12 protein-coding genes are annotated in these 15,229 nt (G+C 36.5%); 1 reads left to right on the forward strand and 11 read right to left on the reverse strand.

The genetic code is table 11. The annotated features are described in order from the left end of the window. Window positions 1–103 precede the first annotated feature (103 nt). The 11 genes from gltA to ileS all read right to left on the reverse strand — a co-directional run bounded on the left by gltA (window position 104) and on the right by ileS (window position 14,190). Window positions 104–2,404 (reverse strand): NADPH-dependent glutamate synthase, encoded by a 2,301-nt coding sequence (gltA, locus tag F596_RS0106085; RefSeq protein WP_019036246.1) that lies wholly within the window; start codon window positions 2,402–2,404, stop codon window positions 104–106. 93 nt (window positions 2,405–2,497) lie between these two features. Beyond that, window positions 2,498–3,787 carry a serine--tRNA ligase gene (gene serS / locus F596_RS0106090; protein WP_008450476.1) on the reverse strand — a complete coding sequence of 430 codons (1,290 nt, stop codon included), beginning with the start codon at window positions 3,785–3,787 and terminating at the stop codon, window positions 2,498–2,500. A gap of 226 nt (window positions 3,788–4,013) precedes the next feature. Next, on the reverse strand, window positions 4,014–4,304 hold the full coding sequence (gene rpmA / locus F596_RS0106095) for a 50S ribosomal protein L27 (RefSeq protein ID WP_019036247.1): 291 nt from the start codon (window positions 4,302–4,304) through the stop codon (window positions 4,014–4,016). 18 nt (window positions 4,305–4,322) lie between these two features. Next, window positions 4,323–4,640: a 50S ribosomal protein L21 gene (gene rplU / locus F596_RS0106100; RefSeq protein WP_008450517.1), complete on the reverse strand. Its 318-nt coding sequence runs from the start codon at window positions 4,638–4,640 to the stop codon at window positions 4,323–4,325. A gap of 263 nt (window positions 4,641–4,903) precedes the next feature. Next, window positions 4,904–6,544 (reverse strand): dipeptidase, encoded by a 1,641-nt coding sequence (locus tag F596_RS0106105; RefSeq protein ID WP_019036248.1) that lies wholly within the window; start codon window positions 6,542–6,544, stop codon window positions 4,904–4,906. A 28-nt stretch (window positions 6,545–6,572) separates the two neighbouring features. Next, entirely contained in the window at window positions 6,573–8,210 is a 1,638-nt protein-coding gene (locus tag F596_RS0106110) for a M23 family metallopeptidase (RefSeq protein ID WP_019036249.1), read from the reverse strand. A 7-nt stretch (window positions 8,211–8,217) separates the two neighbouring features. Then, complete coding sequence (locus F596_RS0106115) at window positions 8,218–8,427, reverse strand: hypothetical protein (protein WP_008450367.1); 210 nt, start codon at window positions 8,425–8,427, stop codon at window positions 8,218–8,220. 15 nt (window positions 8,428–8,442) lie between these two features. Then, window positions 8,443–9,399, reverse strand: coding sequence for a DUF4296 domain-containing protein (locus F596_RS0106120; protein ID WP_024992660.1), 957 nt, complete (start codon window positions 9,397–9,399; stop codon window positions 8,443–8,445). Then, window positions 9,400–10,065: a lipoprotein signal peptidase gene (locus F596_RS0106125; RefSeq protein ID WP_019036252.1), complete on the reverse strand. Its 666-nt coding sequence runs from the start codon at window positions 10,063–10,065 to the stop codon at window positions 9,400–9,402. Then, a complete protein-coding gene (locus F596_RS0106130; protein ID WP_019036253.1) occupies window positions 10,065–10,448 on the reverse strand; it encodes a TraR/DksA family transcriptional regulator in 384 nt (127 codons plus the stop codon). Before F596_RS0106130 ends, F596_RS0106125 begins: the two co-directional genes overlap by 1 nt. 79 nt (window positions 10,449–10,527) lie before the next feature. Beyond that, on the reverse strand, window positions 10,528–14,190 hold the full coding sequence (gene ileS, locus F596_RS0106135; RefSeq protein ID WP_019036254.1) for an isoleucine--tRNA ligase: 3,663 nt from the start codon (window positions 14,188–14,190) through the stop codon (window positions 10,528–10,530). Window positions 14,191–15,025: 835 nt separating this feature from the next. Between ileS and F596_RS0106140 the strand changes: the two genes are divergently transcribed. Next, window positions 15,026–15,229, forward strand: a complete 204-nt coding sequence (locus F596_RS0106140; protein WP_019036255.1) for a helix-turn-helix transcriptional regulator — start codon at window positions 15,026–15,028, stop codon at window positions 15,227–15,229.

The following is a 15,229-nucleotide window of genomic DNA, read 5'->3' on the forward strand; positions in this document are numbered from 1 at the left end:
TAAAAGCATATTAACAAATTATATCAAAAACATTAAACACTCTAATAACTTTAAACAACGTAAGTACAACGCTCATACATTATTTTTCCATCATCATACCAATCTATATCATAAGTTGCTCTGCCATAGATTTAGCAGCCTTTCTACCATCTCCCATAGCAAGAACTACTGTAGCAGGACCATTTACGATATCTCCACCTGCATATATTTCAGAGCACGAACTTTGTCTATTATTATCCACCACAATAGTATCTTTCCAGCCTAAATTTAATCCTTTTATAGATCTTGGCACTAAGGGATTAGGCGATGTCCCTACTGCAACTATTACCTGATCACATTCTATAATAATTTCTTTACCTGTTGTCTTAGGTGAACGACGCCCACTTTCATCGGGTTCTCCAAGTTCCATTACGTCGAGAATAGCATTAGTAACATATCCTTTCTTGTCTATTATATACTTTTTGGGATTATGAAGTGTCAAGAGCTTGATACCTTCTTCTTTTGCTTGCAAGATCTCTATCCTACCAGCAGGCATTTCCATTTCAGAACGACGATAAACCACTGTTACTTCAGCCCCTAAACGCCGCGCCATACGACATGCATCCATAGCAGTATTACCTCCACCAACTACTATTATTTTCTTACCCACATAAAGAGATGTTTCTGCTTTTGGATTAGTAGCATCCATAAGATTTATACGAGCAAGAAATTCATTACTTGATAACACATTTACAGCATTCTCTCCTTGAATGCCCATAAAATTAGGAACACCAGCCCCACTGCCTATAAAAAAACCTTTAAACCCTCGCTTCTTAAGTGATTCTATCGTAATAGTCTTCCCCACTACAACATCTGTAAAGAAATGTACACCTGATTTTCGCAAATTATCTATCTCAATATCTACTATTTTATTTGGTAAACGAAATTCTGGTATTCCATATTTTAATACTCCACCCAATTCATGCAATGCCTCAAAAACAAATACAGAAAAGCCTTTTTTTATCATCTCGCCAGCAAAACTTAACCCTGCGGGACCTGAACCTACTACTGCTACTTTTATACCATTCTTTGCTACTGAAGGTGTGTCTATTTGAATATGCTGCTCACGTACACTATCAGCAACATAGCGTTCTAATCCTCCTATAGATACAGGTTTACCACTTATTTTATTATGAATACAACCACCTTCGCATTGTTTTTCATGAGGACAAACACGCCCGCAAATAGCAGGCAAAGAAGATGTGTTACGTAACACCTTATAAGCTCCAAGAATATTCCCACGTTCAATATTCTTAATAAAAGCAGGAATATCATTACTAACAGGGCAGCCCTTTACACAACCAGGATTGCTACAATCCAAACAACGATGAGCCTCCGCAGTAGCCATCTGCATTGTATAGCCTTTTGCTACTTCCTCTATTCTTGTTGTAGCCCTATATATAGGATCAAGAGTAGGCACAGGAATATGTTCTAACGCCATACGATCCTTAGGCTTTATCTGCTTTCTAAGAGCTTCACGCCACTCTGTCTTGCGATTAGACAACAGCTCTAAAGCATCATCTTCTTGTATTAAATTTATTGTATTTTTATCAAAATCATTAATAGTATAGTTGGGGTTTTCATCTTCTATTTTTAAAGCCTTTACATCACTTGTACGCATTATAAGTTCTTCCCAATTTATCTTACACCCATCAAACCAAGGACCATCTATACAAGCAAATCTTATCTTACCTCCTATTGTTAAACGACAAGCACCACACATTCCTGTACCATCTACCATAATAGTTCTAAGATATACATCACACGGTATTTGATATTTAACAGAAAATATTGAAGACTGATGCATAAACTTTTGTGTACTTATACCTATAATCTTATCTACTTTATTATTGGTCAAAGCAGTTTTCAGAAATTCTGTAATGTCATCATTATTAGCTCCAATATAAAACACAGCATCTGCAACCTCCCTAATATTTTCCATCATTAAACCAATGCCTTCGTCTTCTGATGACAAAAGTACTAAAATCCTATTATTAGCCTTTTTCAACGCAGATATAATAGGAATTGCTATAGCCGAGCCTATATCATCACAAACAAAAAGTATCGTACCATAAGTTTCTATTTTTATAGGCGTTCCCAAGGGTCCTACTATATCTTTTATAGCATCTCCAGGCTCTAAACTTACTAAACGAGCCGTAGAATGATTAACCTCCTTTACTACTATTGTGATAGAACCTCTCTCAGGATTAACTTTAGACACACTAATAGGCAAACGTTCGCTTTTATCTTCTACGCGAATAATAACAAAATTACCTGCTCTATAACTACGCGCAATAAGTGGGGCTTCCACCTCAATATTAAACGTATGAGCAGCCAACTGATTTTTACTTAAAATCTTGTTCATAGATATACGATAAGGTTAGGGGTTAGTAATATTTTATATAAAGATATTTCGCCCCACTATTTCATAAAACAATGAGGCGAAATTATAAGATTCTTAGAAATTCTTATCGTCAAGCATCTCAAAACCACAATAAGGTACCAAAACTTTAGGAACACGTACACCCTCTGAGGTTTGATTATTTTCTATAATTGCAGCTACTATACGAGGTAAGGCTAAAGCAGAACCATTTAAAGTATGACATAACTCTATCTTCTTATCCTCTAAATGACGATAACGACAATGCAAACGATTAGCTTGATAACTTTCAAAATTACTTACCGAACTAACCTCTAACCAACGCTCTTGAGCTGCACTCCACACCTCAAAATCGTAACAAATAGCTGATGTAAAGCTCATATCCCCACCACAAAGACGAAGAATATGATAAGGAAGCTCTAATTTCTTTAACAGACCTTCTACATGATCAAGCATTTCCTTCAACGAGTCATAAGAATGCTTTGGAGTATCTATACGTACTATCTCTACCTTATCAAACTGATGCAAACGATTAAGCCCACGTACATCCTTACCATAACTTCCTGCTTCACGACGAAAACAAGCAGAATAAGCACAACGCTTTATAGGTAAATCTTTCTCGTCAAGAATCTCATCACGAAAAATATTTGTTACAGGGACTTCTGCTGTAGGTATTAAATATAAATCATCTAACGTAGCATGATACATCTGTCCTTCTTTATCGGGAAGCTGTCCTGTACCCAATCCTGACGCTTGATTAACCACCAATGGAGGTTGCACTTCCAAATATCCACTCTTACGTGCTTCATCGAGAAAGAATGCCTCTAAAGCACGCTGAAAACGAGCCATCTTACCTATATAAATAGGAAATCCTGCACCGGTTATCTTTACGCCAAGCTCAAAGTCTATCAAATTATATTTCTTACAAATATCCCAATGGCATAATGCGTCCTTGGGAAGATCAGGCTTCTTACCTCCCTCTTTTACCACAACATTATCAGAAGCATCTTTGCCCTCTGGCACATCATCATTAGCTATGTTAGGAATGGAAAGCAATAGCTCATTCATGTCATTCTGAGCTTTTTCCATTTCCTCTTGTAAAGATTTGTCTAAAGATTTCAACTCTCCCACCTTCTGCTTTATAGCTTCAGCATCAGCCTTCTTTCCCTCTTTCATTAAGCCTCCTATCTGCTTAGATAAGAGATTTTGCTGTTGCTTGTTATTATCGAGCTTTTGCTGTGCTTCTCGGCGCATACGGTCTAAGCTCAAAACCTTTTCCACTGCGTCACGAGCCCCTTGAAAATGTTTCTTCTCAAGACCTCGTACTACGCGTTCAGTTTCCTCACTGATGAGCTTTAATGTAAGCATAATGTCATTAATTTAATTTTTACTACTGAAAGCAAAGTTACAATTTTTTTTTGAACAAAAAGAAAGTTGAGAGTTTTTGAAAAAGGAATTTCACCTACTAAAGCATTTCTTATAAAGTTATATCAAATAAAGAGGTAAAGACTTTAGTATATAAAAGCATAAGTCCCAATATCTTTTCAGATATTGGGACTATGTTGTTTGTTTGGAATAGTTGTTATTTTTTTATTTAAGCCTCAGGCTTTTTTGTCTTAGACGCGTAAACTTCCTCAGAAAGTACAGATACTGTACTTTTGTTAAACTTACCTTTATGGAAGTATACTACACCATCAGTGAGAGCATATAAAGTATCATCTTTACCTTGCGCTACACCCTCTCCAGGATAGTGACGATTACCACGCTGGCGAACAATAATGTTACCGGCAACAATCTTCTGACCACCCCAAATCTTGACACCTAAACGCTGTGAAGCTGATTCACGACCATTCTTAGAACTACCGACACCTTTTTTATGAGCCATTTCTAAATCCTCCTCTTTTTAAGCGTTAATTGATTTTATTTCAACTTGAGTAAACTGAGCACGATGACCATTTTTCTTACGATAGTCTTTACGACGTTTCATCTTAAAAACGATAACTTTATCGCCCTTTACTAAAGGATTAACAACCTCAGCTACTACTTTTGCACCACTTACAGTTGGTGCGCCAACTGTGACATCACCATTATTGTCTACCAATAATACCTTGTCAAATTCAACAGTTTTGCCAGCTTCCACATCTTTCATGTGGTTAACGAAGAGCTTTTTGCCCTCCTCTGCCTTAAACTGCTGACCGTTAATTTCTACAATTGCGTACATTTTAATATTATTTAAACGGGTTTCACTGATAGGCGGCTGAGCATCTTTCCAGCACTTAACACATTAGCCAATACAGCATAATTGCTTGCAAAGGTACGAAAAAATCATAACATACGATATATGTATAAGATTATTTACCTTTAATGTTTATAATAAATTAACTAATACTATATTTATAATAATTATATCAGTTCACATTATCTTATATAATGACTAACTTTATAAGGTACATCTACAAACCAAGCAAAAACTCATATCTCACTTTATTCTTCTTCTGGCAAAGCAAAACGATCACCTGTTTGCTTAACAAGCTCTTTCTTAAAATACTCGCTATAACCAGGACGCTTAACAGTTGCACCCATACCCGTAGGAGTAAGCAAAAACTTTCCATCTTTCTCTGGTTTTACTGCCATATCATTAAACTTTACAATAAGATAAGTAGCTAATTTCCTCCAACTATCCATCATCTCACTGGCTTTAGCAGATGAATACTCTGAAAGCAATTCTAAAGCAGCCGCCTTATCTGTATCGTAAAGTGCTTTAGCTTTAGCTTCTATTTCAGGTTGTGATCTTAAGAAAGAGCCTTCTATATTATCACGTACCTTTTTTAATGCTGGGAAAAGTTGCGCATAACGAGGATACACCATGTTAGCCACCCAGTTACATACCCAGTATGCATTCTTATCAGAGAAAGTTACAGCATCAACACCCGGAGTATTAAAACATTCTGGCTGCTTAGTAATACCGCAATATATAGGGACATAGGCCACCATGTTACCATCGTCATTACCCCACCATATAACACCTCCTATTTCACGTGGAAGGAATGAGCGAAGCTGTGCTATATAAGAAAAGGCTGTTTGCTGTGTTGAGGTAGGACGTTCATTAAAATATTTCTTACCATTTACCTCATAAACTAAAGGTGTAGGTCTATAAGGAGTATTCCAAGGACCTGCTGCAATATCATTATCAAGAGCTAAAGGTGTACCTTCGTAATGATCGCGCATACAAGCAGCCATTACAGATACGTCCAGCTTTTTATTTGGCTCAATCCATAAAGGCATATCTTCAGCAGCAGCATCTTTACCTAAAGCCCATGGCAACCAACGGCTCATATCTTTAAAATGATTAAAAAAGCTCCATACACGAGCCTCACACCAACGCCTTCCTCCAAAAGTAGGCTTAGCATATACGTTCTTCCAACTAAAGTCAGCATCCTTACCTTTAAACCAACCCTTAGAGCGTGCAAACTTTATACAGTTTTTAGACTTTATCACCTCTGTATTATATTTCGAGAATTGACCTATACGACTTTGGTTAGCATGTGCAGAAATCATACCGTCAGGAATACGTACAGCTACCCACACTACCTTATTGTTAGGAGTTCCACCGCAGCCCTGCATCTCTAATATCCATACCTCGTTAGGATCGGCTACAGTAAATGTTTCACCACCAGAAGAATATCCATAAGTTTCGGCTAAAGAAGTCATTACCTTAATAGCTTCGCGAGCTGTTTTTGCACGCTGCAAGCCAAGATACATAAGAGACCCATAATCTATCTGTCCGCTCTTATCTATCATCTCCTTACGTCCGCCATAAGTAGTTTCGCCTATACTTACCTGATATTCATTGATATTACCTATAACATTATAAGTTATGGGAGCTTGGGGTATAAATCCATGCGAGGCATGTGTGTCATAATCTATAATCTCATATTTATCACCTTTTTGATGCTTGCCACCTGCATAATGGCAAAGCTTTGCAAACAAACCATAGTCGTCGGCATTATAAGTAACAAGCACAGAACCATCTATAGTAGCTCCTTTTGTTGCTATAAAATTAGTGCATGCTATACCATAACTTGCTATAGCAAACAACATCACTGCTAAAAACGTTTTCTTCATATTATTAATATTTTAAAATTTAAGCTTTTTAATATCGCACTTTAGTTGTAAACACACGCTCATTATCACGATTATCTGTGGCTATTATCCTAAGCGTATGTTCTTTCCCTGTAGAATGAATAGGTGTATCGGCAAGATCACAAAATATTATTTCCTTATTCTTACCAAAGGAAAAGAGCACAAACTTGTCGTCTACATACGCCTGATAACTTTTCATACCACTTCCTCTATCAAATATACGAAAAAAAAGATGTCGTGGGTTAAGGCTCATTTCTGTAATATGTGGAGCTTCATTATCTATTGCTAAATAATAAAAAAGCCCTAAATCGCGCATACGTCCTGTTACCCAACCATCTTTATAAATACCGCCACAATACATTGGCGCACCTCCTTTATTTAAACCATTTAATGCTGCAATATACAGTTTTGAGGTGGCTAATCCTATGTTTTTATCAAGCTTTATACTTATTTTAGTCCAGTCAAAAAGAGGATATGTTTTAGTAGAGAAGCTATATGCAGGAGAATAAGCCAAAGGCAGCATAGCTCTTCGCCCAACAACATAACCATTATTAGCTAACAAACCTCTCTTTATCGATACTCGACACCCTTCCAAATATACATTATTATATCTATTATAATAAACAGTAGTGCCTTTCTTTGGTTTTAAAGCCTGAGGTATAGCTTCAGGATTACCAAGCACTGTAAATTTCTTTATAGTAGTATTACCATATACATCACTTAACTCATAACGTAAATGATACTCTCGAGGTTCATTAAAATTGATAATACCTCTACCCACAGCTTTAAGAATAGGCAAACGATTACCCGGATCTATAAACGATTTCAAATACCATATATGAGTAGATATAAAATGATCATAATCTCCCCATGAATTGATCATACGATTATCGATAACAGGAATATTGTTAACATCACTATAAAAAATCAATCTGTTATCACAATAGAGCTTAGTATAGCGTACCCCAAAGCTATTGTAAACATCGTCCATGTGATCGTTAGCACGAACGCCAAAGCCCACTTTCCCCCAAGCAAGAAAATGTCCCTTATCAAAAGTAAATATACGTGAAGATTGCGAATGCTGGAAAACACCTTCTCCTGCTTGCGGATACACTTTAAAAGAATAAACTGCAGGGGGCGTTTTATCCTTTAATATACCTTTTAAAGCATTTAAAGGGTCGGTCATATTACCCGTTTTTGTCTCATGATATTCTATATGAATATGTGGACCTTTTGAAGCTCCTGTGTTACCACTCAAAGCTATAAGCTGACCTTTACGGACAGGAAACTCGCCCGGGGCGAACTTAACATCGACAGCATAACTATGATGATTATACTGATATTTACGTACAGCTGCTTCTATCTGAGGAACAAACTTGTTTAAATGAAAATATTGACTTGTATAACCATTGGGGTGAGCAACATAAATAGCTAAGCCATAACCGTGTTTTTGCACTACTGCACCTGATATATAACCATCGGCAATAGAGTAAACACCTAAATTTACTTCACGATTAGTTTTTACGTCAATACCCCCATGAAAATGATTTGGACGTGGCTCGCCAAAGTTTCCCGCAAGCTCTACTGGAATATGAACAGGTGATCCGAAAGAAAGGGCTGCCAGTAAGAATGATAATAATATATGCATAAGCGTTTTATTCTATTCTGTTATAACCATAAAAAGCAACGAGTCTACCATCAAAAAGTTCTTTTACCTCTATCATTCCTTGTATCCATTCTGTATTATATATTTCACCAACAAGAGGATATATACGTGAAACGTATCCATCAACAAGCTCTATAACAGCTTGCTGATATACCCCACTGGGAGTTCTGATAAAGTTAGATGCTATTCGACGAACCATATATTAACAACCTCTCTATCGTGTTATAGGAATACCCCGCTCACGCATAGATTGCTGAGGTGTTCTCGTTGATTGCGATTTACTATCTTTATCTTCTATTGCCGCATGCGAAGATGATACGGGGGCTCCACCTATTGTTCTAATAGCATTTTGCTGCGTCAAAGAGTCTTTATGCTGCTTAGTATCGTCTGTTTTCCTTATATGCATTCGCACTAACTCTATGTTGCGAATAATAAGAAGTTTAAACGTAGTAGAAGGCTGCTGACCATGTAACATCAAAAAATAGCCTTTAACAGCTTTTATCCCAAGCGTGTCATTATTCTCTATTGTTATAGTTTGGCTACCATCTGAAAAGATATGTTCCATTTGTGTAGCTATACTATCATTACTAAATGTTACAGATAGTAAGGCTACAGCATCGCGCATGCCATCTTGTACCATAAATTGCGAATCGTAACGAAAAACAAAACGGTCGCCCTTATAAAAAGAACTGTCTGCTTTAAACGAAAAACTATACTTATTTACAAATGCATAAGGCGATAAAAGTAAGGTTCTATTACCACGCCATATATCCGTTGTATCACCTTTTGACCTAATATTACCAAACTGATTAAAATCGTTTTCAGACGCACCTTGTAAACGTGCCTCGTTTTCATAACGTTTACTCAGATCCTCATAAATATCTTGCAGCTTCTCGGTATGCCTTATATAATATTGCAACGATGCATCAAACTGCTCCTCAGTTATGCCATATTTACTAAAAACAGCTTGCTGATAAGCCTTTATTCGTATAGTATCCTCAGCATTCTGATTGGCTATAGACATAGCAAGATGATAATCGTAAAGCACGTCCTCCATTTCATCTGGCTGTAAATATTTAGACGGAATGGAAGGCTTACACGAAACTATTATAATCAAAAATGAAAATATAGATAGACAAATAAATACTGATTTTTGGATACACGTTCTCATTTAATTGGACTGTTTTTCTTTTTTCAATATATTCTTATTAGGCGTCCAACCATTAAAATCCTTACGATAAAACAAAAATAAAAGGAACACACCCACAGAAATACAAGAGTCGGCAAAATTAAATACAGGAGAAAAAAACACAAACTTCTCTCCTCCCCAAATAGGAAACCAATTAGGGAAAACACCATGGAAAAGCGGAAAATAAAACATATCTACTACCTTTCCCATAAGCATAGGTGCATATCCTTCCCCCCAAGATACAAGATGAGAAGGTGTGGCTGTAGGCAGATAATAAGGCTGCGATGTTGTGAAAATCTGACCATATATAAGAGAATCGAAGATGTTTCCTGCAGCACCTGCAGTTATCATGGAAAGCACTACGATATAACCTATACGCGCACCGCGCCTAATACGCTGATACAGATACCATATTAAAGCTCCTACTGCTAAAATACGGAACATACTCAAAAAGAGCTTACTGCCTATTTCCACTCCCCATGCCATACCATTGTTTTCAACAAAAACAAGCTGAAACCAATCTGTAATATGAATAGAGTCGCCTAAATTCATATTCAACTTAATAGCTACTTTTATAGCTTGATCTATAAGTAGCAATATCAATATAAGTATTAAGGCTATAACTGCCTTTTTGTTTTCTGATTTCATCAATGATTTTTATTAGCTTTCTTAGATGCCACACTTAATGTAGCATGAGGAACAACACGCAATCGCTCCTTGGGTATTAGCTCGCCCGTAAGACGATCTACACCATAGGTCTTATTATTAATACGAACAAGTGCAGCTTGTAAACCTTGTATAAACTTCTGCTGACGTTGAGCCATTTGCACTAACTCCTCCTTTGTTTGGTTACTACTACCCTCTTCTAAGGCTTTATAAGTGGGAGAAGTATCATCTACATCGTTTGTGTTCTTATTTCTAAGCACCTTCATTGTTTCTTCATAGTCGGATTTAGCTATAGCCAATTTTTCATTTATAATAATCCTAAACTCTTCCAGCTCCTCATCGCTATATCGCTTCTTCACTTCCATAAATATAATGGTATTAACAGGTTATACGTAAATAGGGATATAAGAAAATTATACATTCCTCATATCCCTATAATTGACATTATACTTTAGTTATATTAATACAAATTTTAAAATCATCAAAATCTGTCTCAACACCTTTATTATTAGCTATCTTAATATCATTTGCCAATATTTGTGTTTTAATAAATTCTGCAAATTGATTTACTGCCGCATTAATCTTTTCATTAGGGGTTAGCTCTACATTGATGCGATCAGTAATCTCTAATCCAGACTCTTTACGAATATTCTGAATACGATTAATTAGCTCACGTGCCAAACCTTCGTTTACCAGTTCTTCATTAAGTTCCACCTCTAATGCTACTGTAAGATTGCCCTCGTTGCTCACTAACCAACCCGGAATATCCTCTGAAATAATATCTACATCAGATACCTGAACAGATACAGGCGCACCGTCTATATCAAACTTAAACTCGCCCTCATTCTCAAAAGCCGCTATTTCCTCTTGAGTAAGCATGTCCATACGAGCAGCTACCTGCTTCATTAGTTTGCCATATTTCTTACCCATTACTCGGAAATTACATTTCACCTTCTTTACTAAGATACCAGAACCCTCTACAAAGTTAAGTTCCTTTACATTTACCTCAGTCTTTATTAGGTTAGCTACAGCCTCTATATGCTGCTTTTGCTTTTCATCTATAGCAGGAATCATTATCTGAGCCAAAGGCTGACGCACTTTTATATTTACCTTACGACGCAAAGCCAATACCATAGATGTTATGCGCTGAGCCATATCCATACGCTCCTCCAAATCATGGTCTATATCTGCCTCTTTTGCAACAGGCCACTTCGCAAGATGCACACTATCACAACTTCCACCAAGATCTTTATACAACTCATCAGCATAAAAAGGAGCAAATGGTGCCAATAAGCGCGATACAGTCATTAAGCAAGTGTACAAAGTGCTATATGCACTCTTCTTATCTTCACTCATATCCTTGCCCCAAAAACGCTTACGATTAAGACGCACATACCAATTACTTAAATCGTTATTAACAAAAGCGTCTATTAATCTGCCGGCACGAGTTGGATCGTAATTGTTCATCTCTACAGTAACTCCTTTTACAAGAGAGTTAAGCTTAGATATTATCCAATGGTCTATCTCTGGTGCTTCTATAGACATACTAACATTAGCACCTCCCTCATAGCCATCTACATTAGCATAAAGAGCAAAGAAACTATATGTATTATATAATGTTCCAAAAAACTTACGACGACATTCGTCTACACCTTCCGGGTCGAACTTTAAGTTATCCCAAGGCTCACTGTTAGTCATCATATAAAAGCGCACAGGATCTGCACCATATCTGTCCAGCATCTCAAAGGGGCTAATAACATTTCCTACATGCTTACTCATCTTATTACCCTTCGCATCAAGAACTAAACCTGTGGAAATAACATTCTTAAAAGCTACAGAATCGAAAACCATAGTAGCAATAGCATGTAAAGTAAAGAACCAACCACGAGTCTGGTCTACACCCTCATTTATAAAATCTGCTGGAAAGAAAGCAGGCGCTACTGCTACACCTTCATAAGTAGAATGTACAAGCTTTTCACGATACTCTTCTTCTGTCATACCATGTCGCTCTAATCCTGACTTATTTATTTTACCTTCAAACGGATAATGAAGCTGAGCATAAGGCATTGAACCACTATCAAACCATACATCTATCAAATCGCTCTCACGATACATAGGCTCTCCTTTCTCATTAACGAGAACAATATCATCTACAAAAGGACGATGAAGGTCTATCTTATCGTAATTTTCCTGACTATAGTCGCCTACTATAAAACCTTTATCCCTAAAAGGATTACTCTTCATAACACCTGCTGCGACAGACTTTTCTATCTCTGCATACAACTCTTCCAAAGAACCTATACATTTTTCGCCACGGTTATCATCACGCCAAATAGGTAATGGGGTTCCCCAAAAACGTGAACGACTTAAATTCCAGTCATTCAAATTCTCGAGCCAATTACCAAAACGACCTGTACCTGTAGACTCTGGCTGCCAATTTATGGTCTTATTTAATTCCACCATACGAGCCTTAACAGATGTATCCTTTATAAACCAGCTATCAAGAGGATAATAAAGTATTGGCTTATCAGTACGCCAACAATGAGGATAATTATGTATATGCTTCTGAATGTTAAAAGCAGAACCTTCTTGCTTCATTTCCATACAGATAACAATATTCAGATCTTCTGCTTTCTCTGAAGCCTCTTTATCCCATACTCCGTCACGATTATATTTAGGATCATAACTGTTTTTTACATAATCGCCTGCATGATGTCCATACGCCTCCTTATCTACACAAGCCTTCAGAAAACTTGCATCTAAATCGGTTATTGCATAATATTTTCCCTGAAGGTCTACCATAGGGCGCGTTTCTGCTCGCTTAGATATTAAATATAACGCAGGTATATGAGCATCTTTAGCTACCTTAGCATCATCAGCTCCAAAAGTAGGTGCTATGTGCACTATACCAGTACCGTCTTCAGTAGTAACATAATCGCCAAGGATAACACGAAAAGCCTCACTTTCCATTTCTACAAACTTATCACGACCTTCCTCGCTTACAAACACTTTCTCAGGATGTGCTGCTGCATAATCGTTAACAAACTGTGGAGCAAAATCGCCAACCTTCTCTACTGGCTTTACCCAAGGCATTAACTGCTTATAATGCAACCCTTCAAGCTCTGTTCCTTTTATAGTTCCTACTACTTTAAAAGGTACTACTTTTTTACCTTGTTCAAAAGGAGGTAATGAGCCTTCTTTTATTTCAGCCTCTTTCTTAAAATATGCCTCTATACGAGATTTTGCTATAATAACCGTAATGGGAGTACCATTATATGGATTATAAGTTTCTATTATAGAATATTCTATCTTAGGACCTACACACAAAGCTGTGTTAGATGCTAAAGTCCAAGGAGTAGTAGTCCATGCTATAAAGCAAGGTTTACCCCAAGTAGCATTACCTAAACCTGCACGCTTTGATAGCTCTAACCAATCAGCTGTGGGAATATCAAACTGAGCCGTTACCGTTGTGTCTTTCACATCTCGATAACACCCAGGCTGATTAAGCTCATGACTTGACAGACCTGTACCTGCACCGGGAGAATAAGGCTGAATAGTGTACCCTTTATACAACAAACCCTTATTATATAGCTGTTTTAATAACCACCAAAGAGTTTCTATATACTTGTTGTCGTAAGTAATATAAGGATGGTCCATATCTACAAAGTAGCCCATCTCTTCTGTTACCTGACGCCATTCGGCTGTAAACTTCATTACATTCTCACGACATTTATGATTATAATCTACTGTTGATATATATTTTTCTGAAGCAGGATTATCTATATCTTTCTTTGTTATTCCTAATTCCTTCTCTACACCCAGCTCTACAGGAAGCCCATGAGTATCCCAACCTGCTTTACGCTTAACCTGAAAGCCCTGCATAGTCTTATAGCGGTTAAAAGTATCCTTTATGGAACGAGCTAAGACATGATGAATGCCAGGATGACCATTTGCAGAGGGTGGCCCTTCAAAGAAAATAAACTTAGGCTCACCTTCACGCTCATCAACACTCTTGTGGAAAATATCTTTACTCTCCCACATTTTCAATACTTTCTTGTTAGTCTGCACAAGATCCAGTCCCTTATGCTCGGCGAATTTCTTTGCCATAATTGTATATTGTTTTATCTTTTATGCTAAGTGATATGCAAAGATAATATTTTATAGCGAAACCACCAAATATTCATAAAACTGGTATGATTTTAATAGATTGCCTGCTTATTATTATTTAATTTGCACATTTTCACAATATAACCAAGACTGCCGATTATAAAAAATAAATACTTTTTTAAGGCGAGTGTTAAAAAACGTTACCAAGCATGAGTCTTAAAAAGAAAAAACACCTGTTCGTATAAAGAAATATAGCATATATACACCACTGAAAGACATACTATAAAAAACATTTTTAATCTATTTTTTGAGCAAAAATAGATTAAAAATGCTACAAAAATAATTTATTTTTCATTTTCTCTGATATTTCTCCTCACGAAAACGCATTTGCTTTTTCATTACAAGACATAAGTTTCGGTAAATAGATAGACAAGTCCTAAACTAGTCTAATGACCGATTAGGGTTTAATTTTTCTCTCGGGGAAGAGTCAAGTATGCACTGACTTAATTCCGCCAACGTGTATTTAAGAAACAAATGAGCATCTTCAAAAACTAAATCTTTCCAACTTCAAAGTAATCTTCGCTTTGATATGACTTACAAATTGTTATTGAATATACTTTATAAAAGGCTTAAAAAACAATAAGTATATCATACAACATAATCCCAATTGCATTGATACGTATGACAAAAATACAAAGAAAAATCCGTATTATACAAAAATATATTTTTTTAACACAGATATAGCCAACATGCAGCAAAAATATAAATAATCTAAAATCTCTTAGAGTTTACAAATGATGTTAATATATTTGCATTCGATTTAAATATATTAGCTATGAAGGAATTAAATAGATTAAAAATTGTTCTTGTCGAACAGAGAAAAACAGGAAAATGGTTAGCCGAACAGCTTGGCGTAAGTGTAATTACAACAAGCCGCTGGTGTTCCAATGCGTCCCAACCAGACCTATTAACGTTAGTAAAGATTGCTTTTTTATTGGATGTTGATGTAAAAGACCTTATTATTTCGACAAAATTGTAG

Origin of the sequence: Prevotella amnii DSM 23384 = JCM 14753 (assembly GCF_000378745.1) — a bacterium.
Lineage (GTDB): Bacteria > Bacteroidota > Bacteroidia > Bacteroidales > Bacteroidaceae > Prevotella > Prevotella amnii.